The organism is Phycisphaerales bacterium (assembly GCA_035627955.1).
Lineage (GTDB): Bacteria > Planctomycetota > Phycisphaerae > Phycisphaerales > UBA1924 > JAEYTB01.
The window spans coordinates 14,674-38,779 of record DASPKU010000015.1 but is presented as its reverse complement, the minus strand read 5'-3'; the positions used below and the strand labels follow the sequence as shown (position 1 = coordinate 38,779).

Below are 24,106 nucleotides of genomic sequence, written 5' to 3'. Positions count from 1 at the left end.
CGGGTGCGTCGCGACTGTGGAAGGGCATTGTTGTTGGCGCAGGCGAAGGTCCAGCTCCCGTACTCGATCCACACCTCGCCGGTCGTGGTGCAGCTCCTGACGGGGCTGGCGATTGTCGCCGCGGCGCTGGGGCTGCGGGTCCTGATGGAACCCTGGCTCGAGGGAAGGCTGGAACTCATCACGCTCTGGGGCGCGCTGGTGCCGCTGGCGTGGCTGCTGCGGGGGGGCGTGTTCTGGGTCTGCTCGCTCCTGGGGTTCGTCGCGGCACAGCTGGTGGTGGTCGCCCCGCACGGGAGCATGGACCCTGGCGTACTCGCCATCACGCTGGCGTTTTCGCTGCTGATCATCACTGGGCTATGGGCCTCGGTGCGGCTGGCCAGGCGCTCGCTCCAGCAGTACGCGGATGTCAAGACCCAGGAGCAGCTGACCGAATCGCGCCTGGCCGCGATCGTGCAGAACTCCGACGACGCGATCATCTCCAAAGACCTGTCAGGGCGGATCCTCTCGTTCAACCCCGCGGCCGAGCGGCTGTACGGGTACCAGGCTCACGAGATCATTGGTAAGCCCATCCAGACGCTGATCCCTCCGGAGCGGCTGCAGGAAGAGGAGGAGATCCTCGCCCGGATCATGCAGGGGGAGCGCATCGACCACATGGAGACATTCCGCCGCACGCGCTCAGGGCGGGATGTCGAGGTGTCCCTGACGATTTCGCCGGTGCGGGATGAGACCGGGCGCGTGATCGGCGTTTCCAAGATCGCCCGCGACATCACCGCCCGCAAGGCGATGGAGCGCGAGCGCGACGCGGCCCTGCAGCGTTTCGCCAGGGTGACGCAGACGCTGCCGGACATGGTGTTCCTCATCGACGTCGACACCTTCTTGCCGGTGCTCATCAACCCGGCTGTGACGCAAACGATGGGGTACACCCTCGAAGAACTGCGGGGGCACGGCGGCGCGGCGACCGGCAACCCGATCATCCATCCCGAGGACCAGGAGGCGGTGATCACAAATCTGCGGCGTGCGGCGGAGCTGTCCGATGGTGAGCTGCTGGACTTTGAGCACCGGGCGCTCAACTCGACGGGAGCGTGGGCGATCCTGCGGGCGCGACTGACGCCCTTCGAGCGAGACGCCCAGGGCCGGTGCACGGTGATCCTAGCGGTGGATCGCGACATCACGCGCGAGCGGATCGATCAGCTGCAGCTGGCGGAGTACCGCGAGGGGCTGGAGCGGCTGGTGGAGCAGCGGACGCTTGAGCTCGAGAAGACGCACGCGCAGCTGCGGGCGGCCGAGCGCATGACGGCCTTGGGCACGCTCTCGCAGGGGCTGGGGCACGACATCGGGAATCTGGTGCTGCCGCTGCGGCTGCGTGTGCAGACCATCCGCGCCGAGGTGCGCTCAGACACGGCCCGGGCCGACATCGAGGCGATCGACGCGGGGCTGTCGTACGTGCAGGGGCTGTCCCGCAGCCTGCGCATGCTGGCGATGGACCCGGCCGACCCGCGCCAGTCGGGGGCGGGCTTCACGGACCTGGAGGAGTGGTGGCCGACGGCGGAGCCGGTGCTCAAGGCCGTGCTGCCGCGGTCGGGGAGCCTCAAGTGGGACGTGCACCGCGCGGCCAACGGGCGGCTGGTCGCCGCTATCGCCCCGCACCAGCTGCTGCAGGCGGTGTTCAACCTGGTTCAGAACGCGGCCGAGGCGCTGGAAGGGACCGACTCCGACCCGGCGATCGAGGTCTCTGCGGGACCGGGCGTCGGTCCGGGAGGCGAGGCTCAGGTGCGGGTGAACGTGACCGACCACGGCCCAGGGATGACTGACGAAGTGCGTCAGCGGTGCATGGAGCCGTTCTTCTCAACGAAACACCGACGGCTCTCGGGCGGGCTCGGGCTTTCGCTGGTTGCTGGCATCACGTCCAGCGTGGGCGGGGAAGTTGAACTCAAGACGGCGCCGGGCCAGGGCGCGTCGTTCACGCTGGTGCTGCGGGCCGCTGAGCTGCCCACGGTGGAGCTCAAGTCGCAGCCCGCGGGCGAGCGGCCAACGGCGGCGATCAGTGTTTCTGACCCCCGCACGCTGGCGTACATGCAGTGGGCGATGAAGCTAGTGGGCATCGAGGCGAAGCAGTCGCGTGAGAACGAGGTGCCGATGGCCAGCGTGTGGGTGGTGGATCAGAGCCGCGCCCACCAGGCGTGCGACTTCGCGAAAGAGCCCGGGCGGTGGGCGGTGGTGCTGGGGCAAGCTCCGGCGCCGGCCAGCAATGGAGAATCCGGGGGCCAAGTGCCGAAGAACGAGCGTGTTCTCTTTGCCGGGGTGCGCCCCGGCGTGTCGGAGCTGCGAATATTACTGAAGCGGGCGTTTGCGCCGGGGGTGGGCGCGGCCGATAGCCGGGAGGGTCACCCATGACCTCGAATGCTGGTGTGCTGGATGTCGGCGTGATCGCCGTGGACGACAACCCGCTGATGGTGGATTCGCTGGAACGGATGGTGAAGAGCACGCCCGGCCTGCGCTGGGAGTGCGGCCTCACCGGCGGCGAGGGCGTTATCGACGCGGTGCAGGAGCGTGAGCCTGCGCTGGTGCTCATGGACATGCAGATGCCGGGCGTGGACACCTGCAAGCTCGTGACGGACATCGCGACCAGGTTCCCCAACACCAGAGTGCTGATGCTGAGCGGGCACCTCAAGCGCGAGTACGTGCTGGGCTCGATCGACGCCGGCGCCCTCGGGTACGTGGGCAAGCACCGCGACCCGGACTACATCACCGAGGCGATCCGCAAGGTGGCCGCGGGCGAGTTCTTCGTGTGCCCCGACGCGGCCGCGGCGGCTGGGCTGGCCTGATACCCTTGAGCTGCCGGCCCACAGGGGGGCCGCAACCGGAGGTGCCGCATGGGTCGTCTGCTGATTGTGATCCTGTTCATCGGCGTGGTGATCGGCGGGTCGGTGGTGCTGCAGAAGAGCCGCGAGAGGCAGACCGCGCTTGCGACCCCCGCGCCGGCCGGCGCGGCGGAGTCCGGCGGTCACGCCGCCTTCTTCTCGCCTATGAGCTACGCGGAGGCCAAGAGCGCGGCCGGCTCGCGCCTGCTGCTGGTGGACGCAACCGCGACGTGGTGCCCGCCCTGCAAGGCGATGGAGCGGGATACCTGGCCGCAGCCCGAGCTGGCCGCCTGGATGAAGGACCGCGGCCTGGCGGTGCAGGTGGATGTGGACAAGGACCCCGCCGCCGCCAAGGAGCTGCAGATCCGCGGTATGCCCACGGTGATTCTGATGAAGGACGGACGGGAGCTGGCCCGCAACATGGGCTACATGGACGCGGGGGCGCTGCTGCAGTGGCTGAACCAGCACGCTGGGTGAGCGGCCTGTTCGGCGAACCGCGTACTGAGCGCACGAACGAAGCCACCAAAGCGGTGGCTTTCTTTCTGCGCCTGATCGCACTTCGTGAAGGGTTGCCCCAGCGACCAAGCCCCAGGGGTTAGGTGCGGATCTGCTTCACCTCCTCGTACGCGTCCATGACCTTGTTGCGCAGGGCCTGGAGCATGCGGAAGGCGTTGTCGGCCTTCTGGGTGGCGAGGATGACGCCCTCGATGTCGGTCCGCTGGCCGGTGGCCAGGTCCTCCACCGCGCGGGTGGCGTCCTGCTGGGCCCTGTTGACCTCGTTGAGGTTCTGCAGCAGCACGTCCTTGAAGGAGGCGCCGGGCGTTGCCGCGCCCGCAGCGCCCGCGGCGTCCGCCGCTCCGGGTGCCCCCGCTCCGCCGGGGCCCTTGATGAACGGGCGCGGGTAGGCCGACGGGTTGATCCCGCCGTTGCCGCCGATGAGCCCGAGTGGGTCTGCCATGGTCGATCCTTCGAGAAGCTCGGAACCCCTCACCGCGTTCGGGGCTCGTCACGAACGGTTCCAGTTTACCCAAGCAAGCGGAGTGCCTGCCCGATCATGGCCTTGGTCGCCTCGGCAGCGACGGCGTTGGCCTCATAGGCCCGCGTCGCCTCGAGCTGGTTGACCTGCTCCATGACCGGGTTGACGTTGCTTTCCTGCACGTAGCCCTTCTGCGGTCCGTCCTTGATCGCCCGCGGGTCATTGGGCGCCCAGCGCATGCGGAAGGGGGTCTGGTCGATCTGGATCTCGGAGACGTGCACGCCCAGGCGGCGGCCCTGGGGGTCGCGGGCGGTGGGGTCGCCGGGGGCCATGATGACGTGGCGGGCGCGGTAGGGGGTGCCGTCGGCGTGCACGGCCGTGCGGTTGGCGATGTTGGCCGAGATGGCGGTCAGGCGGGCGCGCTGGGCGATCATGCCGCTGACCGAGATATCCAGTGCGCCGTACATGCGCGTCTCCTGCTAGTTCTGCGCGGTCGTTTCTGCGCGTGCGGTCAGACTCGCTGGCTGATGGCGGTGCGGAGGAGGTCGTGCTCGCGCCGGATGAGGTCGACGGTGGCCTTGTACATCAGGCCGTTCTCGGCGATGCCCTGCATCAGGCGCTCGACATCGCGGTTGTTGCGGTCGTGGTAGAGGATGTTGCCGGTGGGGGTGCGCGGCGTGAGGGTGAGGCGGCCGTCACGCCCGACCTGCACCTCGCGGGTGCCCTGGAACTCAAGCGGGGCCTGGTCGGTGCTGCCGTCGGTGGCCTCGCGGCGCTCCTTGACGGCGCGGGCGAGGGCGTGCTGGAAGCTGGTGACCGAGACGTCCAGGGGGCGGAAGTCGGGGGTATCGATGTTGGCCGCGTGGTGGGCGAGGAGCTTCTGGCGCTGGCCGGAGAACTGGAGAACCTTCTCCAGGACGGGGAGGGCGCCGGCGTTGTGGAGGCCATCGATCACGGTGGGGTTCCTGCAAGACCTGTGCCGAACGAAGATGGGTTTGAACCACAGAGCACACAGTGGGCACAGAGGGAGGCACGTGGATCAGAACCAAGCCAAGTCAGGGAGGTTGGTCGCTGAGCGGCAGGTGAGTGCTTCAAATCCGATTCAGCCGCCTTCCTCTGTGTGCTCTGTGGGCTCTGTGGTTCAATCCCCCTTCGGCTAGAGGGTGTCAGCGACGAGCTTGTCTTCCTTCCACTTCTTGAGCTTGAGGCCAAGGGTGCGGACGCCGATGCCCAGGGCGGTGGCGGTCTTCTGGCGGTGGCCGTTGAAGCGGGTGAGGGTGGCCACGATCGCCTCGCGCTCGATTTCCTCAAGGGGGCGGGTGTCACCGTTGCCGGCGTGCCCGTTCAGGCCGCTCGTGCCGCTTTCGCCATTGAGGTGCCCGTGGGGCTTGGCCTCGATCTGCTGGATGGGCATCGCCCGCACGAAGGTCGCGGCCGCGGCGGGGGTGACCCATGGAGCGATCAGCTCGGGCGTGATCATCCCGTCGCGGAGCGCGCCGGGCATGCCGCCGCTGAGGACCACGGCCCGCTCGCAGATGTTCTGCAGCTCGCGGACATTGCCGGGCCAGCTGTAGGCCATGAGCATCGACTCGGCAGCGGGGGCGAAGCGGAGGGCGGCGCGGCCCTCGCGGGCGCAGACCTGGGCGGCGAAGTGATTGGCCAGCGCGGGCACGTCCTCCAGCCGCTCGCGGAGCGGGGGCACGTGCACAGGCAGCACGTTGAGGCGGAAGTAGAGGTCCTGGCGGAAGTCGCCCTTGGCGACGGTCGCGGGCAGGTCACGGTTGCTGGTGGCGATGACGCGGACCTCCACGCCGATCGTGAGCGATGAGCCCACGCGCTCGAAGGCCCGCTCCTGGAGCACGCGGAGCAGCTTGGCCTGTATCTGCGGGTTGACCTCGGAGATCTCGTCCAGCAGCAGGGTGCCGCCGTCGGCGAGCTCGAAGCGGCCCTTGCGGAGTTTTTCAGCGCCGGTGAAGGCGCCGCGCTCGTGACCGAAGAGCTCGCTCTCAAGGAGCGAGGAGGAGAGGGCGGCGCAGTTGACGGCAAGGTAGGCCCCCTGAGAGCGCGGGCTGCACTCGTGGATGGCGCGGGCGACGACCTCCTTGCCCACGCCCGACTCGCCGGTGATGAGCACCGTGCCATGCGAGTTGGCAATGAACTGGATGGCCTCGCGGAGCTTCTTCATTGCCTCGGAGTTGCCGATGAGGCGGTCCAGGCCGGCGCGGCTCTTGGTCGACTGCCCATTCGTGCTCGCGCCGGCGGGCGAGGTCGAACCCTCGGAAACCCCGGCCGCGGCCCGCAGCACGGCGTTCTCACGCATCAGGCGGCGGTGCTCGATGGCCCGCTTGAGCGAGATGATCAGCTCGTCGCCCTCGAAGGGCTTGGTGAGGTAGTCGAAGGCGCCGAGCTTCATGGCCTTCACGGCGGTCTCGATCGTGCCGAAGGCGGTCATCAGTACGACGGGCAGCTCGTCGTCGATCTGCCGGACCTTCTCCAGCAGCTCGATGCCGGTCATGTGCGGCATCTTCATGTCGGTGACGACGGCGTCGGGGCGCTTTTTGGCGATTGTCTCGAGGGCCGCGGCGCCGTCGGGGGCGCTCACCACGGTGAAGCCGGCCCGCTCGAGCGTGACGCACACGCTGTCGCGCATCATTTCCTTGTCGTCGACAACCAGCACGGTTTTCATCGGACAGTCTCCAGAACGTGGATCGGGTCTGTGGTGGGGGCGGGGGTCGCGGCGGGGGCGACCCGCAGGGGGAGTTCGATGCGGACGGTGGCCCCCGGGCCGTCGTCGTTGTTGGCCACGCTCACGCGACCGGCGTGGGCGTCGATGATGCGGTGCACGATGGCGAGGCCCAGGCCCGTGCCGGTGTTGCGGGTGGTGAAGAACGGGTTGAACATGCGATCCACGACCTCGGGGCGGATACCCGGGCCGGTGTCGCGGATGCTGAGCACGATCGACTCGGTGTCACAGGCGGAAGCTGCGAGGGTGAGCGCGTGCGTGCGGTCGGGCACGTCGGCCATGGCCTCGAAGGCGTTGCGCACGACGTTGACAAGGGCCTGCTGCAGCAGGCTGTGGTCGGCCTCGAACCCGGGCAGGTTGGCGCCGCGGTCTTTGCGCACGACCGTCACGTGTTTCCAGCCCGGCACGCCGTCGTGGCAGCAGGATTCGAGCACACGGTCGTACAGGTCGGGCACGTCGATCGGCTGCGGGCGGAGGCGGAACTCGCGGGAGAATGTGAGCACGTCGTTGACGATGCCGTCCATCACACGGGCGGCGCCGGCGATCTTGAGCGCGATGCCCTGCTCGCCGGGCCGGTCGGTCAGGTCCTGCTCCAGCATGCGGGCGTAGAGCCGCACCGAGCCCAGGGGGTTGCGGATCTCGTGGGCGATGCCCGCGGCCATCTCGCCCAGGGCCGCGAGGCGGCGGGAGCGCTCCAAGGCAGCGTTCGCTTCGCCCAGCTCGCGGGTGAGGCGTGCAACCTCGGCGCGCAGCTGCTCGTGCGAGGCCTGGAGCTTGGCGGTGACGTCGTTGAACGCGCCCATCAGCTCGGCGAGGTCAGCCGGGCCCAGCGTGTGCGCGGCGGCAGAGGTTGTGGCGGCGACGCTGCTCATCAGCCCTTTCGGTCCTGGAAGCGGGGGAGCACGGTCTGCTGCGGCGTGTACGCGTTCGCGGCCTTCTTGGAGGTGGCCAGGCCGGCGAGCTCGCTGGTGACGCCCTCCAGCCGCTGCTTGAGGCGGGCGTGGTCGCGCTCGTCACGCTTCTGCACCTGCTCGGCGAGCGAGCTCACGGCCTCCAGCTCGCGCTCGACCTGCCGCAGGTGCGCCTCGGGCACGTGGTCGCGCGTGCGGTCCCACTGCGGGCGGAGCTGCTCCACCAGACGGGCCGTCTGCGTGATGCGGTCGATCACCTGCTGGCGCTCTTCGAGCACCATCAGCAGCGGCTCGAGCACGGGCTCGTCGATGAGCAGCGACTGCCGCTGGCTGAGAGCGTCGAGCTCGCCCAGGAGCGCCCGCTGCTGCGTGAGCACCGCGAGGTACTCGCGCACGCACGACTCGCAGTTCTCCGGCGTGTGGCCGGTGGTGTGCGCGGCGGTCGCGGCGGGCGCGTGCGTCCGCGGGTGCGCACCGCTGGCGTGCGGCTGGGCCGGTGGGTGTGATTGTGAGGCGCCTGCGTGAGGCTTGAAGCTGGTCATCCGTGACCTTCCTCGCCGGGTCCCCCGGCGTCTTTGTTCAAGTGATCGAACGTCTACTCGTCCTTCACCCCCGCGGTGGCGCCCTCGCCGGCACGCCGGAGCTCGTCCTTAGCATCGAGCCACTGCTTCCAGTCGGCACGCGTCATCGGGAGGTTTGGGTCCTCCCACGCGCTCGCGGGGATCGAGTCGTAGAAACGCTGCGCCCGCTGGTTCGCGAGGGCGGCCTTGGCCACATCGCCCTGCGCGAGGTAGCAGCTGACCACCTGCACCAGGGCCACGAGCGACGCCGGGTCCTTGGGGTAGCGCTCGCGTGCGGCGTCATAGTGGGCGATCGCGCCGGTGTAGTCCTTGAGGTCAAAGGCGCAGGCGCCGAGGTAGTAGTAGCTGTTGCGCAGGTAGAGGTCTTCGAGGGCGGTGCGGTGGGAGCGGGCCTCGAGGGCGGTGCGGACCTGCTCGAACGCTGCGGAGGCGGCGCGGAGCCGGCTCTCGCGCGCTTCTTCTTTACCACGGCGTTCACCGTCGGGCATTGCACCGCTCGCGAGCTGCGCGGCCAGCCCGGCGGCGGAAAGCCGGTAGGAATCAGCGAGTTTGTAGCGCACGCTCTCAACCGCGCCGGGGGGCGTAGCCGTGCCATCCTGAGCGGTGCGGGTCAGGAACTCCTCGAAGCGCTCAATGGCGCGTTCGTGGCGGCCGCTGACGTAGTAGCGCTGGCCGAGCTCGCGGAGGGCGTCGCGGAACGCGGGCGCGCGGGTGCCGCCCAGGGCGCCGTTGACCACCGAGACCAGCAGGTTCTCGGCGTCGGCGTCGTTCGCATGGTCCGCATCGGTCAGCAGCGTCTGCGCGAGGGGGACATAGCTGGCATCGGCGAACGGGCCGGCCTGCTCGCCCTTATCGCGCCCCGCGATGAGGGTGCGGTAGATCTTCGCGGCGAGTTCGAGATCGCCGCGGGCCTGATAGCACTGGGCGAGGCGGAAGCTGGCCTCCGGCTGACGGACGTCGGTGGGGAAGTCGGCGGCGAACTGCTGGAAAGCGCTGATGGCGGCGTCGGTGTCTCCGGCGCGGTCGAAGACGTCGGCCGCGGCCCAGAGGGACTCGCCGTAGAGGCCGACGTTCGCGGCGACGACACGTGCGGCGTGGTTGCGGTAGTACTCGCCCGCGCGGACCAGGTGCTCGCGGGCTTCACGCTGGGTGGCCGGGTCGGCGTCGGCCAGGCTGAGCACGCCGCCCTTGGCGGTAGCGCTGGCGAGAATTTCTTCTGCGAGCTCCTGGTGCACCTGGGCGAGCACCAGCAGCAGCTCGGGCGGCGCTTTATCGACTCCGAACAGCTGCTCCCCGAGATCAGCGAACTGGAGGGCACGCCGGTAGTCGGGCTTGCGGGCCTCCACCTGCTCGCGGCAGCGGGCCAGCAGGCTCTCGCCGATGCGATCTGGGGTGACGGCGGCGCCGTCGGGGGATGACGGGGAGGTGCGGACCAGCTCCACGACGCGCGTGTAGTAGTCCAGGGAGCGGGTGAGGGCGCCCGCGGCGTCGCCGCCCTCGCCGCGGTCCTGGCCGTTGTCCTGAGCGAACAGCGTTTCGGCCTCGACCTCCCCCATGCCGAGCAGCGCACCGACAAGCTCGGGCGAGTGCGCGAACTTGTTGATGATCGCCTGGTAACGGTCGCGGGCCGAGCCGAGGCCCGGCTTGCGATGGTAGATCTGGCCTTGGAGCAGCGTGAGCGATGGGATGAGCGGGCTGCCGGATTCGAGCAGGGCCGCGGCCTTGTCCAACTCCTGGGCCGACTCCTCGAGCTCGTTCTGCTTCTCGAACGCGCGGGCGAGCGTGTAGTGGATCTCCCCAAGCATCGCGGGGCTGGCGCCGTCGAGGCGCGGGAGCGACTTGACGATCTTGCCCACGGCCTCTGAGGCGTAGCCCTGCGCCAGCAGCACGCGTCCCTGGCGGGCGAGCGCCCAGGCGCGGTCCTCGAGCGAGAGTTGCGCGTCGCCGGTCAGGAAGGTGATCAGGTCAAGGGCGAGAGTGGGGTTCGGGGGCCTGGCGGTGGTGGCCGCGTCGATGCAACGCTTGATGAGCGCGGTGCGGGCCTCGCGTGACGAGTCGGGCAGGTTCTGCACCCGGCGGACAGCCCGCTCCACCTCGCCTAGCGCCAGCAGCGAGGTGCAGAGGTACTGCTGATCATGCTCCGTGAGCGCCGCGTTGAGGTGCTCGGCCTCCATGTACTCGGAGACGATGGCGCGGTGGTTCTCGGCGCGGTCGAGGTTGAGTTCTTTCTGGCCGAGGTAGAGCGCCCGGGCGCGGAGGAGGTGGAACTCGCGGCGCTGGTCGGGCGTGAGCGTGCCCTTGCTGATGCCGGGCAGGACGTCGTCGTTGAGTATGCGGAGGGCGTCCTCGTAGGCCCGGGCCTCGATCTGCTGCTTGGCACCCTGCATGCCGGCGTTCAGATCGGGCTTGGGGCGGGTGACGAACGCGGCCGCGAGACCCCCGGCCAGCAGCAGGACCGAGGCCCCCAGGACGGGGACCTGCCACACGTCACGCCATGTCTGGCGTGGGTGCGGGTTCTGCTCGGGTTGGGGGGACGGCTGGGGCACGCTGATCCTTATAAGAGATCCCGCGAGGTGGGGGGATCAGCGGGTGTTATCGGATAGACCCCCGGGTGCAGTTCAGACATGCGCAAAAACATCCTGGGGATGGCGTGTGGGCAACCCGTCTTCTGCTGTCTGCGGAGATCAGGAGCCTCGGATCGCCGATCTTGGACAAACCCTGGGCCGTGGTGGCCCAGTCGGTTAGACTGGCCTTGACCTGCATGAGTGCACGACATGTCACCCCGGCCTTAGTGGCGGCGTTAGCCGCGACGACCTTTGGCGTAAACGCCATGGGCGTTGTGATTTACGTCAACCACGCGGCCACGGGCGGGAACAACGGCACCTCGTGGGCCAACGCCTACACCGATCTGCAGGCGGCGCTTAACGGGGCGGCGCCTTCGGATGAGATCTGGGTGGCGGCGGGTACGTACCGGCCGGGGACTGCTCGGACGGCAAGCTTTGCGCTCAAGACGGGGGTGAACCTGTATGGCGGGTTCGCCGGGACCGAAACTGCGCGCGAGCAGCGCGACTGGGCAAGCAACGTGACGGTGCTGTCGGGCGACCTGCTGGGCAACGACGCGCCGAACTGGGCCAACCGCGCGGACAACGCGTACCACGTGGTAGTCGCGGTCGGGCTGGGGACGTGCAGGCTGGATGGGTTCACGATCAGCGGCGGGCACGCGAACGGCGCGGCGTTGGGCGCGACGCCCGAGAGCCAGGACCAGGGCAGCGGTGTCAACGTTTACGACTCCTACCCGCACTTTGAGAACATCATCTTCGAGGACAACTACGCCAGCAACCACGGCGCGGTGAACGACCACGGCAGTTCGACGCTGGTCGCGTGCACGTTCCGGCGGAACTACGGCGGGCTGCTGGGGGCCGGGCTGTACATGCACTTCCAGTCGCAGACGGTGGCGACGCGGTGCGTGTTCACGCGGAACGAGACGCCGCAGGAGGGGGCGGGGGCGTACTCGCGGAGCTATGTGGGTGCGCGGGTGGAGGATTCGCTGTTCACGTACAACCTCGCGAACTTCGGGGCGGGGATGTACACCGCCGAGGGCAGCAGCCCCACGATCCTGCGGTCCACCTTCAGCTACAACATCGCGCACACGGGCGGGGCGGGTGTCGCGGCCAAGTTCGCGAACCCAACGGTGCGCGAGTGCACGTTCACCAACAACCTCGCGGGGCCGCTGGATGACCTCGAGGGCTCGGGCGGCGGCGGCGGGAGCGGCGGTGGGGGGTTCTGGGCCACCGGCGGCGACCCGCTGGTGGTGGACTGCGTGTTCGCAGCCAACCAGGCGACCTTTGGCGGGGGCGTGTACTTCAACGAGGACAGTACGGGGCGGGTGGTGCGCTGCGTCATCCGCGACAATGTTGCGAATGAGGCGGGCGGGCTGTACATCCTAATGAGCCGCGCGTCGGCCCATGGCTGCACCATCGAGCGGAACATCGCCTCGGGCGGGCAGTTCCCGGTGGGGGGTGGGATCAGCGCGTACTTCTCGAACTCTGTGATCGCTGACTGCATCGTGGATTCGAACATCGCCGGCGTGGGCGGCGGCGGGATCTATGTCGAGGGCGAATCGCCGCTGATCGTGAACTCGATCATCACGCGGAACAAGGCGACGTGGGTGGATCAGGGGTGGGGCGGCGGCGTGCTCAACGGGTTCCACACGTCGGCCACGATGGTGGGGTGCGTGATTGTGGGGAACGAAGCCGAGCGTGGGGGCGGGGTCGCCAACGCAGTCCTCTCGACGCCGACCATCGTGAATTCGACGATCGTGGCCAACCGGTCGACGGCGGCTGATGCCCGCGGCGGCGGCGTGCACACGATGGCGGCGGTGCCTTCGACGATCGCCAACTCGGTGATCTGGGACAACGCGCCGTCGGATGTGAGCGGGTCGTCGAACATCTCGTACTCGGATGTGGGGACGGGCGTGACCGGGCCGGGGGACATGCAGGTGGACCCGCGGTTCGTGCGGATGCCCTCGGCGGGCCCCGACGGCGTCTGGCGGACAGCCGATGATGAGCTGGGCGACCTGCGGCTGGCACCGGCGTCGCCCCTTATTGATGCCGGCAACGCGGCGGTGCTTCCGGCGAATGTCACCCTGGATGCGGGCGGGGTGGCGCGGCGTATCGATGACACCAGCATGATGGACGCGGTGCCCGGGCAGGAGCCTGCGGTGGACATCGGCGCGTGCGAGTTCCAGGGCGTGTCATGCAGCGCCGACTTCAACGGCGACGGCGATACGGGCACTGATCAGGACATCGAGGCGTTCTTCGCGTGCATCGGCGGCACGTGCTGCGAGACCTGCGGCTCCGCCGACTTCAACCGCGACGGGGACACGGCCACCGACCAGGACATCGAGAGCTTCTTCCGAGTGCTGGGCGGGGGCTCGTGCTAAGAATGGGCATGCAGGCCCGCGGGCCGGTCAAAGGCACACTGACATTCGAGTCCGCCGAGGCGCAGGTGCTGGCGAACCTGCGGGCGCAGGCGCTGGGTGCCGCGACGGTGGGGGCCCTGGGGCTGCCCGAGGCGTTCCTGCGGCGCGTTGCAGGGCGGATCATCCAGCTCTCGTTCCAGGAGAAGTTCCGGCTGGTGGTGAGCGACCGGCCGGGCGCGACCGAGCATGAGGTGTGGAAGCCGGGCGCCGAGCGGGCTGACCTGCCGGTGCAGCATGTCGAGTGCCCCGATGGGGAGTTCCCGGAGGGGCCGATCAAGTCGGCACCGGCACGGGGGTTTGTGCCGCGGGTGCTGGAGGGAGACGTACCGCTCGAGCGCTCACCGAAGTCTGAGTCGGAAGCGTCACGGCTTGTGGCGGCCGGGCTGGCGCGCGACGGGTTGCTGGTGACGGCGGCGAGAGCGCTCGCCGCAATGCCGGAGATTGCGCGGGCGTCGGCTGGGGCTGCAGGGGCGGCGCTTGCACGTGCCGGGTTCCCTACGGACCTGCTCCGGCACTTCACGATCAGCGGTTCGCCGGAGGGCGACAGCACCGAGATCCCTGGGTGGTTGGTCTCAAAGGTCATCACTGAGCCCCCGGGCCGCTGGGCGCGCGTGCTGAAGGACGTGGCGTTCCACTACCGTCCGACGGTGCACGGTTTTAAGAGCAGCGACGATGGCGGGAGTGGATCGGCCGGCATCGCGCGTATCCAGCTCTCCCGAGGCGGATACTGGATCGGGCCCGGTGACGGCGGGTCAATCGATGTACTGCAGCAGGTGCTCGCAGCGCTGCCATCGACCCGTGTCATCGCGAGCATCGAGGACCGGCATGTTCCCGAACTGCGGGGCGCGGTGGCTGGATGGACGCCCGAACAGCGCGACCGGCTCACGCTTCTGTCGCACCCCTTCGCGATCTCGCAGTGGGCCCAGGACAACGCCAAAGGGGGGCATGACGCCTCCGGGCCGGCGGTGCTGATTCCGCGGTACGCGACGCGTGGCGAGGAGATATCGCTATACGTGCCGGGTGACACGTACGCCGCGCGCGGGTGGGCTCATGCCGGGCTGCGGGTCGGGCACTCGCCGCTGCTATTCCAGGGGGGCAATCTGCTCACTGTGCGCGAGGCCCCCGGCCGGCGCGTGCTGCTCATCGGTGAGGCCGAGGTGTGCCGGAACCAGACGCTTGGTCTGACGCGCGGGCAGGCTATCGCGGCGCTCTGCGCCGAGATGGGGTGCGAGAAGGGTGTCGTCCTCCCCGCGGCCAGCATCCACATCGACTACGAGGTGAGCTGCCGCGTGCACGATGGGCGGGTCACCGCGTTCGTGCTGGACACTGGCGCGGGTGCGCGTCTGGTGGTTGAGGCGGGCCTCCGGGTGCTTGTGGGGATCGGCCTGGTTGACAGCGCCGCGGCCGCAACCGCTATGAGCCACATCGCGGTCGGGCGGTTCGCAGAGGGGTGCGGGATGGTGTGGTCGGTGCTCGCCCCCGCGGCCGTCGCACCCGGGAAGTTCCCGCTGCCATTCGCGGCGCGGTTCAAGGACGGAATCAGCGATTCGGGCGTGGGGAACCTGCACCGGCTGATGGCGGCGCTCGACCTGCTGTACAGCATGGACGCAAAGGGCCTGGAGGGCGTGCAGGACGCGAACCTGCGGGTGTATTACCAATCGCTCTCGCGAAGGAACGAGGATCGCACATTGCTGCGGGCCTCTCTTCGGAACCTCGGTTGGCAGGTGGTCCCGGTCCCCGGGATCGGGCAGGGTGACCGCAGCATCAACCCGGTGAACGGGCTGCACACCCCTAACGCGTACCTCATGCCGGCCTACGGGGGGCTGTTCCGGTCAGTGGACGAGGCGGCGCAACAGGTGGTCACACGGGCGCTGGGGCCCGCGGTACCGGTCGTCCCGATCCGAACCGGGGAGAGCCAGCGGAGGGACGGGGCGCTGCGCTGCTCCGTGGCGCTGTGGTGAGACCTCGTTCCGGGGTAGCGAGTGTGCCGTCGGTTTTCCTGTAAGATCGGCCGGCCGGCCTTCCAACGGGCCGCGCGCGAGGAACTCGACTGAATGGAACGGCTGAAACAGCTCCGTCAGCACCTGCTCACGGGTGTGTCGTACGCGATTCCGTTTGTGGCATGCGGCGGCATCCTGATCGCCGCGGCCCTGGCGTTCGCACCGAAGGGGGCCAACAACGCGCCCGACCCGTCGAGCGTGCCCGCCCTCATGTTCATGCTGAAGGTGGGGGTGGTCAGCTTCAAGCTGATGCTCGCGATACTTGGCGCGTACATCGCGTACTCAATCGCCGGCAAGCCAGGGCTGGTGGCGGGAGCGATCGGCGGGTTCGTGTGCAACGACCTGAACCTGCTGATATTCTTCCCGCAGGAGGGCGTGAAGGATGCACCCGCGGGGTTCCTGGGCGCGATCCTCGCAGGCCTGCTGGCCGGGTACCTGGTGCAGGGCATCAAGAAGGTGCCCACGCACAAGTTCATCAAGCCGATCATGCCGATCCTGGTGATCCCGATTGTGTCGTCGGTGATCGTGTGCGGGCTCATGATGAGCGTGCTCGGCCCGCCGCTCGTAGAACTCATGGGCTTCCTGTCCACCGAACTGCGTGAGATGCAGGGCGGGAACGCCGTGCTGCTCGCGATGCTGCTGGGCGCGATGATTGCCTTTGACATGGGCGGCCCCGTGAACAAGGCGGCGTTCTTCTTCGCGTCAGGGCTGATCGCGGAGGGGAATATCTACGTAATGGGGCCGGTTGCCGCGGCCATCTGCACGCCGCCCCTGGGAATGGGGCTGGCGACCATCATCGGGCGACGACTGTGGACGGAAGAGCAGCGCGAGTCCGGCTATGCCGCGGTCGGCATGGGCATGATCGGAATCACCGAGGGCGCGATCCCCTTCGCGGCGTCGGACCCGCTGCGGGTGATTCCCTGCATCATGTTGGGATCGATGGTGGCGAGCACGACGGCGATGCTGGCCCACGTCGGTGACAATGCGCCGCACGGCGGGCCGATCGTGCTGCCGGTCGTCGACAACAAGCTGATGTACATCGTGGCGATCGTCGCCGGCACGCTCGTGACCGCAGTCGCGATCAACGTAGTCAAGATGATGTCGCGGAAGCAGGAGCCGGCTGCATCCTGAGCCCCTCGCCTGAAGGTGGAGCATCGGGGTACCGTTGGTGGAGGAGGATTCGTATGAAGATTGTGGCCGTGACAGCCTGCCCCACCGGGATCGCGCACACGTACATGGCGGCGGAGCAGCTGCAGAAGACGGCGAAGGCCGCGGGCCACAGCATCCTCGTGGAGACGCAGGGGGCGATGGGGATCGAGGACGAGTTGTCCAAGAAGGATATCGCCGACGCCGACGTGGCGATCTTCGCGGTCGACATCGAGGTCGAGAAGCGTGAGCGCTTCGACGGCAAGAAGACGCTGCAGGTGAGCGTGTCGGAGGCGATCAAGAACCCCAAGGGCGTGCTCAGCAAGGCCGGGGTGACGGTCGGCTGATGCGCGTCGAGTACCGATTCAGCTGCACGCTCAAGAACGGGCTGCACGCCCGCCCGGCGAGCATGCTGGCGGAGGCGGCGCGGGCGTTCACGTCCGCGGTCGTGCTGCGAAAGGGCACGGGCGAGAGCGCAGACCTTCGCAGCGTGCTTTCGCTCGTGGGGCTGGACATCAAGCTGGATGACGAGTGCGTCATCGAGATCGAGGGCGATGACGCGGCCGCATGCCGCGTGGCTCTGGTCGAGCTGATCGAGCAGCGGCTGAGGCAGGAGGATGAGGCCGGGAGCGAGGCGATCGCCCACGCGGAGACGGACACGGTATCGCTGCCGGTGAGCCTTGCCCGCCTGCACCCGCGCGTGCTGCGCGGGCGCGGGGTCTCGGGGGGGATTGGGCGCGGCGATGCGGTCATCGTGTCGGGCTTGACGCTCACGCCGGAGCAGGCCTCCGCGCGGGCGGGCTCGGCGGAGGAGGAGCTGGCAAGGCTGCGGCTCGCGACGGCGGGCCTGCGGGATGAACTCTCGCGCCGGGCCCTAACCGCGGCGGGGCTCGAGCGCGAGTTGCTGAGTGCACACGCGAGCATGGCGGCGGACCCGGCGATGCTCGCGGAGATGGAGGCGCAGGTGCGCCGGGGTGCGACGGCGGTGCAGGCGGTAAGTGCCGCGGCCGGGGGCTTCTGCCAGCGGCTCTCCGGCGCGACGAGCGCGTACATCCGCGACCGCGTGGTGGACGTGCAGGATGTAGCGATGCAGCTGCTCACGCGATTGGGTGGGAAGCAGTGCATGGGGTGCGAGGTGACGCTGCGCGGACCGAGCGTCGTGTTCGCCGATGTGCTGACGCCCAGCCAGCTCATGGCGTTTGAGCGTTCAAAGCTGCAGGGGCTGGTGCTGGGGCCGGTGGGGGCGACGTCCCACACCATTATTCTGGCCCGATCGATGGGTGTGCCCACCATTATCGATGCCCCGGTGCACGAGGCGCGCGAGGGCTGGGCGGTGATCGTGGACGGCACGCGCGGCGTTGCGTTGGTGGAGCCAACGCCACCGGTGGCGAGGTGGTACGACGCCGCCCAGCATGCCGAACACGCGCGTGCACGTCGGCTCCTGCCGCTCGTTGGCGGTAGGGCCGTAACTCGCGATGGCGTGGCTCTCGAGGTGGGCTGCAATGCGTCCGGCCTGGCGGAGGTAGAGCGGGCGGCGGCTGGCGGGGCGGATGGCGTTGGGCTGCTCCGCACTGAGCTGCTTTTCCTGGAACGCGATACGCCGCCATCGGAAGACGAGCAGTTCGAGCAGTATGCGGCCGTGGTGCGGGCGGCCGGAGGGCGGCCGGTGATCATCCGCACGCTGGACATCGGGGGCGACAAGCCGGCGCCGTACATGAAGCTCCCGGCTGAGGACAATCCGTTCCTCGGCGAGCGCGGGTTCCGGCTGTATTCGTCGCACCAGGGGCTGATCCAGTCGCAGTTGCGGGCCGTGCTGAGGGTGTCGGTGCTGGGGCCGGTGAAGGTGATGGCGCCGATGATCTCAACGCCGGCGGAGGCCGCGGTGTTCAGGGTCATGGTCGAGGAGGCGAAGCGCTCGCTCGAGGCGCGGGGCCAGGCGTTCGGAGCGAGCGTCGCCGTCGGTGTAATGGTCGAGGTGCCGGCCTTGGCAACGGTCATGGACCAGCTCTGCCGGCATGTGGACTTTGTCAGCATCGGGACCAACGACCTGGCGCAGTACACCTTTGCGGTGGACCGCGGCAACCGTCGTGTCGCAGCGTTGCACGACGTGCGGCATCCCGCGTTTCTGCGGCTGCTGAGGACGATTGTCGAGGGCGCCCGCGCCGCCGGGACATGGGTCGGCGTGTGCGGGGAGATGGGCGGCGACCCGGCGAACATCCCGGTGCTGCTGGGGCTTGGTGTCGATGAGGTCAGCGCGGCGCCGGGTGAGATCGGCAAGATCAAGCTGGTGGTGCGGGAAGCGGACGCGGGGCGTTGCCGTGAGCTGTTGGCGAGGGCCTGCAACTGCGAGGACTCGGCCCAGGTCGCGTCACTTCTGGGCGCGGGCGAGTGGCGGGGCCCCGGCGCCGCTGCGGTTGTCTCGGAGGAGCTGATCGCGGTAGGAGTTAGGGCATCGACCAAGGAAGAGGCGATCCGCGCGGCCGTGGATCACCTTTACGTGCACGCCCGCACCGACGGATCGGACGTCGTCGAGGCCGCGGTGTGGGCCCGCGAGGGCGAGTACTCAACCGGACTTGGCTATGGCTTCGCGGTGCCGCACTGCCGGACCGAGAGTGTCACAGCGGCGAGCCTGGTGGTGCTGAAACTCGCGAGCCCGGTCGAGTGGGAGTCGAGCGACGGTCAGCCGGTTTCGGTCGTCATGCTTCTGACCGTCCCGGCCGCGGACACGACGGGCGCCCACATGAAGGTTTTCGCCAAGCTCGCCCGCAAGCTGATGCACGAAGAGTTCCGCGACTCGATCACCGCCGCCCGGACCCCGGGCGAGCTACACGCAGCCCTGAGCGCGGCGCTCGGCCTCTGACCCGCAACGTCCAGACCCTCAAACCTCAAGCTACCCGCGCTACCCGGCCGAAGTAAGCCGCCGGATGTGCGCTGGTGCGCACGTCCGCGGCGCAAGGATTGCGCCGACGACAGGCAGGAGGCCCGATGGACCAGGTTCGCCGCATCCTGGCGAGTGTCGCCGAGCAGCTCAAAAAACTGAGCCCCAGCCATAAGCTGGCAATGGCGAGCGTGGCCCTGCTGCTGGTCACGGTGATGCTGGTCGTCGCGCAGTGGACGGGCAAGCCGGACCTCGTGGACCTGCTGCCGACGGCGAGCGCACAGGAGGTCGAGCAGGCGAAGGTCGCGCTTGTGAGCGCCGGGTTTGAGGTGGTGCCCAAAAGCGGCAAGCTGATGGTGCGCTCGGCGGACCAGGTGAAGGCCCGGGCGGTGCTGGCGCAGACGGGGCAGATGCCGCGGGACAAGCAGCTGCTCTTCGAGACGCTGATCGAGAAGAACAGCTGGACCAACTCGCGCCAGCAGAACGAGATGAACTTTCTGAATGCCCTGATGAACGAGCTGGCGCTCACTATCGGCAGCTTCAAGGGCGTGGACCACGCGAAGGTGCTCATCGATGTGCCCGAGGCGGTGGGGCTGGGCGCGGCGGTGCGGCGCCCGACTGCGAGCGCGACGGTGTGGACTGACACTGGCGAGGCGATGCCGCAGTCGATGGTGGACGCGGTGGCGAGTTTCATTGCGGGCTCGCGGGCGGGGCTGGACGTCAGCCGCGTGAAGGTGATCGACGGCAGCACCGGTCGGCAGCGGAAGGTAACGACCGACGAGGATGCAATGGCGTCCAGCTACCTGGAGCACGCCGCGAAGGTGGAGAGTCAGACGCAGGAGAAGGTCATGGGCCTTCTCGCGTTCATCCCTGATGTGATCGTGGCGGTCACGGCGCAGGTGGACGTCACCAAGGTAACGACCCAGACGCAGAAGTACCTGCCCGAGGACCAGGGCAGCGTGGTGCTGACCAAGAAGGAGACCGCGGTCGAGACGACGTCGCAGGACGCGGCGCCGGGGGGCGAGCCGGGCCCGGCGTCGAACGTGCAGGCCGATATCAACCGCGGCCTGGGCGGGGGCTCGCGCACGGCGAGCACCGAGACCACGGTGGAGAATGAGACGCGCGCGGGCGTTTCGACCGAGTCGGTGATCGATCCGAAAGGGCACCCGACCATGGTCGCCGTGTCGGTGAACGTGCCGCGCCGGTTCGTTGCTGGCCTGGTGCAGCCGGCCGCGGGCGGGGCGGAGGCCGCCGCCAGCAAGCAGCAGATCGAAGACGAGTTCAAGGACCTCCAATCGGTCATCCGCAACATGATCCGGCCGCAGGTGCGCGCGATGACGGTCGCGGCCAATGCCAAGGCGGACCCGAAGGCAATCGACGCGCTGGTCGACCAATCCATCAGCGTGTCACTCATCCCCGATATGCCCAGGGGTGAGCCGGGCCCGCAGCAGGCGGGGCTGCTCGGGTCGCTGGCGAGCGGTTCTGGCGGCGGTGGTCGCAACGTGCTCGGCGTTCCAGGGGGGCTGATCGAGAAGGGCGTGCTCGGGCTGCTGGGCGTCTTCGCACTGGGCATGATGGTCGTGATGGTCAAGAAGGCCGGGCGCAAGACGGACATCCCGAGCGCCGAGGAGCTCGTCGGGCTGCCGCCCACGCTGGATGCTCAGGCCGACATTATCGGCGAGGCCGCGGAGGGCGAGATGGCGATGGAGGGCATTGAGGTCGGCGACGACCAGATGCAGAGCCAGCAGCTTCTGCAGACCGTGAGCCAGATGGTGCAGGAGAACCCGCAGTCCGCGGCCAAGATGCTCAACCGCTGGATCAACGTGGAAGATTGAGAGCGAGGAACGACGATGCCGCGCCGCCCGCACGAGAAACTGCCCGCGAAAGCCGCCGAGCTGGAAGGCCTCACAAAGGCCGCGATCCTGATGCTGGCAATCGGTCCGGAGCGGGCCTCGAGCGTGCTGAAGCAGCTTCCGCCGCAGGGGGTGGAGGAGGTCACGCGCGAGCTGGCGAGCCTGGGTCGCGTGCCGCAGTCGCTGCAGGCCGAGGTGGTGGAGGAGTTCTACAACATCACCGTTGCGAGCCAGTACGCCAACGAGGGCAGCCTCGATTACGCCCGGCAGCTGCTGGCCAACTCGCTGGACAGCAAGAGCGCCGAGCGGATGCTGGGGCAGATCCAGACCCAGGTGCAGAAGACGCCGTTCTCGTTCCTGCAGAGGGCCGAGAGCGAGAACCTGATGACGTTCATCCAGGACGAGCACCCGCAGACGATCGCGCTGATCGTGTGCCACCTGCCGCACCACAAGGCCGCGGAGATCCTGGTCGGCCTGCCCATGCAGAAGCAGATCGAGGTGATCAAGCGGGTTGCGAACATGGAGCAGACCAACCCGGAGGTCATCCGCGAGGTGGAGAAGGGCCTGGAGTCGCGCCTCTCCAGCATGCTGGTGCAGAGCATGGAGAAGGCGGGCGGCGTCGACACCGTTGCCGAGATCCTCAACCTCGCCGACCGCTCGACCGAGAAGAGCATCATGGAGGGGCTGGAGGCCGAGGACCCGGACCTTGTCGAGCAGATCCGCCGACTGATGTTCGTGTTCGAGGACGTGCTGAAGGTCAACGACAAGGGCATCCAGGCGGTGCTCAAGGAGGTCGACAACAGCGAGCTGTCGCTGGCCCTCAAGACCGCCAGCAGCGAGCTACAGACCAAGATCTTCAAGAACATGTCGGAGCGCGCCGCGGCCCTCATCAAGGAGGACATGGAGTACATGGGCCCGGTGCGGGTCAGCGACGTGGAGACGGCGCAGCAGCGGATCGTGGACATCGTGCGGCGTCTGGAAGAGTCGGGCGACGTGGTCATCGAAGGCCGCGGCGGCGACGCGGAGCAGCTGGTCTAACCCATGGCCGTGATCCGTCAATCCTTGGCCGACCGCGTGGTGCAGGATGCCATCGTTCTCGACCTGGGTGACCTCACGCGTCAGGGCGAGCAGGTGCGGGCCCACGCGTTGAAGGAGGCGGAGGCGATCCTCGCGCGGGCGCAGCAGGAACGTCAGAGGCTGCTCGCGAGCGCGAAGGAGGAGGGCATCCGGCAGGGGCATGCCGAGGGGCTGGCGAGGGGGCTGGAGGAGGGCCGCAAGAAGGGCTACGACGCTGCAGTCGCCGAGCGACGGCACCAGCTCGACACGCTGGCGGCGGGCTGGGGGGCTGCGCTGGCGCAGTTCGAGGCGGAACGGGACCGCATGCTGCTCGAGGCACGCGAAGACCTGGTGCGGCTGGCCGTCATGCTGGGCGAGCGCGTGACGCGCCGGAAGATCGAGACGGATCCGCAGGTCGTGGCTTCACAGCTGGAGAGCGTGCTGTCGCTGTTTGCGAAGCCGACGCGACTCACGGTCACCATCAGCACCGAGGATGAGGTGCTCGCCCGGGAGGTTCTTCCGGACTTGATGGCGCGGTACCCGGCGGCGCAGCATGTTGACCTGAGAATCGATCCGGCGCTGGCTCGAGGGTCGTGCGCGGGTACCACGAGCGGCGGGGGGCGGATCGACGCGTCGATCCCGACGCAGCTGGACCGCATTGCGCGGGCGCTGCTCCCAAGCGGCGGTGAAGGTGGCGCGATTCACGCAGGAGGTCAGGCTTGACCGCGTTCGCGACAGCCTTTGACGCACTGACGCGCGTGCAGCCGCTCGGAGTGGTCGGCACGGTCGCTGCGCTTCGTGGGCTGACGGTGCTGGTTGATGACCTGCCGGTTCCGATCGGCTCGCTCGTCTCGATCGAGTCTGGTGCTTCGAACAATGGTCGAGCGAGCTACGCGGAAGTCGTGGGCTTCACACGCGAGCACGCGATCCTGATGCTGCTGGGGCAGACCACCGGCATCCGCCCCGGCGACCGTGTGACGTGCGAGGAGGTGACGCAGACCGCCCCCGTCGGCCCGCGACTGCTGGGGCGAGTGGTCGACGGGCTGGCGCGACCGATCGACGAGAAGGGCGGCATCGCCGACTGCGTGCACCTGCCCATCAGCCCGGAGCCGATCAAGGCCCTTCGCCGCCGCCGCATCAACCAGCCGCTGTACACCGGCGTGCGGGCGATCGACCTGATGACGACGCTCGGGCGCGGGCAGCGCATGGGCTTGTTTGCTGGTCCGGGTGTGGGCAAGTCCACCCTGCTGGGCACCATCGCCAGACGCACCAGCGCGGATGTCAACGTCATTGCCCTTATCGGTGAGCGTGGGCGCGAGGTGAAGGACTTCATCGAGCACAGCCTCGGGCCCGATGGGCTGGCGCGGTCAGTCGTTGTCGTCGCGACCAGCGACGAGTCGCCGCTGCTGCGACTCCGGGCCGCGAAGCTCGCGTGCACCGCGGCCGAGTACTTCCGCGCCCGCGGGCTGGACGTGCTCCTGATGATGGACTCCATCACCCGCTTCGCTCAGGCGCAGCGCCAAGTGGGGCTGAGCGTGGGCGAGCCGCCGGCGACCAAGGGCTACACGCCCAGCGTGTTCGCCAACATGGCGCTGCTGCTGGAGCGGGCGGGGGCGCTCGAGGTCGCTCCGGGCAGCGGCAAGGCGGGCTCGATCACCGGGCTCTACACCATCCTCGTCGAAGGCGACGACATGACCGAGCCCATCGCCGACGCGGCCCGCGGTATCCTCGACGGCCACATCATCTTGTCGCGTAAGCTCGCCCAAAAGTCGCACTATCCGGCAATCGACGTGCTCGACTCCGTTAGTCGCGTGCAGAACGACGTCGTGTCGGCCGAGCACGCGGCCGCGCGCCGCCAGTGGTCGCGCCTGCTCGCAACCTACCGAGACGTGGAGGATCTTGTGCAGATCGGCGCCTATGCCCGCGGCAGCAATCCCGAGGCCGACGTCGCAATCGATCTCAACCGCACCATCAACGACGTGCTGCGCCAGGGCGGCGACGACGCCACGCCCTTCGAGAAGTCGCTCGCCACCATGCTCCGCATTTCGAAGGACAGTTCCGACGCGCTCGCCCGCGCCACGAAGGCCAAACGGTGAACGTGACTCTTCAACCAGAGCTGA

Annotated in this window: 19 protein-coding genes; 12 read left to right on the top strand and 7 right to left on the bottom strand. The window is 68.6% G+C overall.

The features are described 5' to 3' along the window. Positions 1-33 precede the first annotated feature (33 nt). From VD997_12940 to VD997_12930, 3 genes are read left to right on the top strand one after another with little or no spacing between them, the layout of a single operon-like run. A complete protein-coding gene (locus VD997_12940; protein HYE62895.1) occupies positions 34-2,394 on the top strand; it encodes a PAS domain S-box protein in 2,361 nt (786 codons plus the stop codon). Beyond that, positions 2,391-2,825 carry a response regulator transcription factor gene (locus tag VD997_12935; protein HYE62894.1) on the top strand — a complete coding sequence of 145 codons (435 nt, stop codon included), beginning with the start codon at positions 2,391-2,393 and terminating at the stop codon, positions 2,823-2,825. Before VD997_12940 ends, VD997_12935 begins: the two co-directional genes overlap by 4 nt. Positions 2,826-2,873: 48 nt before the next feature. Further along, a complete protein-coding gene (locus tag VD997_12930; protein ID HYE62893.1) occupies positions 2,874-3,338 on the top strand; it encodes a thioredoxin family protein in 465 nt (154 codons plus the stop codon). A 118-nt stretch (positions 3,339-3,456) separates the two neighbouring features. Here VD997_12930 and fliE read toward each other — a convergent pair whose 3' ends face one another. The 7 genes from fliE to VD997_12895 form a co-directional block, all read right to left on the bottom strand. Then, complete coding sequence (fliE, locus tag VD997_12925) at positions 3,457-3,819, bottom strand: flagellar hook-basal body complex protein FliE (GenBank protein HYE62892.1); 363 nt, start codon at positions 3,817-3,819, stop codon at positions 3,457-3,459. Positions 3,820-3,884: 65 nt separating this feature from the next. Next, the gene (flgC, locus tag VD997_12920) at positions 3,885-4,304 is read right to left on the bottom strand and encodes a flagellar basal body rod protein FlgC (protein HYE62891.1); all 420 of its coding nucleotides are present in this window, start codon (positions 4,302-4,304) and stop codon (positions 3,885-3,887) included. A gap of 44 nt (positions 4,305-4,348) precedes the next feature. Beyond that, positions 4,349-4,792 carry a hypothetical protein gene (locus VD997_12915; protein ID HYE62890.1) on the bottom strand — a complete coding sequence of 148 codons (444 nt, stop codon included), beginning with the start codon at positions 4,790-4,792 and terminating at the stop codon, positions 4,349-4,351. Positions 4,793-4,993: 201 nt separating this feature from the next. Further along, positions 4,994-6,523, bottom strand: coding sequence for a sigma-54 dependent transcriptional regulator (locus VD997_12910; protein HYE62889.1), 1,530 nt, complete (start codon positions 6,521-6,523; stop codon positions 4,994-4,996). After that, a complete protein-coding gene (locus VD997_12905; protein HYE62888.1) occupies positions 6,520-7,452 on the bottom strand; it encodes an ATP-binding protein in 933 nt (310 codons plus the stop codon). The genes VD997_12910 and VD997_12905 overlap by 4 nt, the downstream gene beginning before the upstream one ends. Further along, entirely contained in the window at positions 7,452-8,033 is a 582-nt protein-coding gene (locus tag VD997_12900) for a hypothetical protein (protein HYE62887.1), read from the bottom strand. Before VD997_12900 ends, VD997_12905 begins: the two co-directional genes overlap by 1 nt. A 53-nt stretch (positions 8,034-8,086) precedes the next feature. Next, a complete protein-coding gene (locus VD997_12895) occupies positions 8,087-10,618 on the bottom strand; it encodes a tetratricopeptide repeat protein (protein HYE62886.1) in 2,532 nt (843 codons plus the stop codon). A gap of 215 nt (positions 10,619-10,833) precedes the next feature. Between VD997_12895 and VD997_12890 the strand changes: the two genes are divergently transcribed. From VD997_12890 to VD997_12850, 9 genes are all read left to right on the top strand, one after another. After that, positions 10,834-13,014, top strand: a complete 2,181-nt coding sequence (locus VD997_12890; GenBank protein ID HYE62885.1) for a right-handed parallel beta-helix repeat-containing protein — start codon at positions 10,834-10,836, stop codon at positions 13,012-13,014. Positions 13,015-13,022: 8 nt separating this feature from the next. Next, positions 13,023-15,014 carry a hypothetical protein gene (locus VD997_12885; GenBank protein ID HYE62884.1) on the top strand — a complete coding sequence of 664 codons (1,992 nt, stop codon included), beginning with the start codon at positions 13,023-13,025 and terminating at the stop codon, positions 15,012-15,014. Positions 15,015-15,107: 93 nt separating this feature from the next. Next, positions 15,108-16,184, top strand: coding sequence for a PTS fructose transporter subunit IIC (locus tag VD997_12880; protein HYE62883.1), 1,077 nt, complete (start codon positions 15,108-15,110; stop codon positions 16,182-16,184). A gap of 53 nt (positions 16,185-16,237) precedes the next feature. Next, the gene (locus tag VD997_12875; GenBank protein ID HYE62882.1) at positions 16,238-16,546 is read left to right on the top strand and encodes a PTS fructose transporter subunit IIB; all 309 of its coding nucleotides are present in this window, start codon (positions 16,238-16,240) and stop codon (positions 16,544-16,546) included. Continuing rightward, entirely contained in the window at positions 16,546-19,059 is a 2,514-nt protein-coding gene (gene ptsP / locus VD997_12870; GenBank protein HYE62881.1) for a phosphoenolpyruvate--protein phosphotransferase, read from the top strand. Before VD997_12875 ends, ptsP begins: the two co-directional genes overlap by 1 nt. A gap of 125 nt (positions 19,060-19,184) precedes the next feature. Continuing rightward, positions 19,185-20,912, top strand: a complete 1,728-nt coding sequence (locus VD997_12865; GenBank protein HYE62880.1) for a flagellar M-ring protein FliF C-terminal domain-containing protein — start codon at positions 19,185-19,187, stop codon at positions 20,910-20,912. 15 nt (positions 20,913-20,927) lie between these two features. Further along, complete coding sequence (fliG, locus tag VD997_12860) at positions 20,928-21,968, top strand: flagellar motor switch protein FliG (protein HYE62879.1); 1,041 nt, start codon at positions 20,928-20,930, stop codon at positions 21,966-21,968. A gap of 9 nt (positions 21,969-21,977) precedes the next feature. Continuing rightward, complete coding sequence (locus tag VD997_12855) at positions 21,978-22,709, top strand: FliH/SctL family protein (protein HYE62878.1); 732 nt, start codon at positions 21,978-21,980, stop codon at positions 22,707-22,709. Beyond that, positions 22,706-24,082 (top strand): FliI/YscN family ATPase, encoded by a 1,377-nt coding sequence (locus tag VD997_12850; GenBank protein ID HYE62877.1) that lies wholly within the window; start codon positions 22,706-22,708, stop codon positions 24,080-24,082. The genes VD997_12855 and VD997_12850 overlap by 4 nt, the downstream gene beginning before the upstream one ends. Positions 24,083-24,106: the final 24 nt, after the last annotated feature.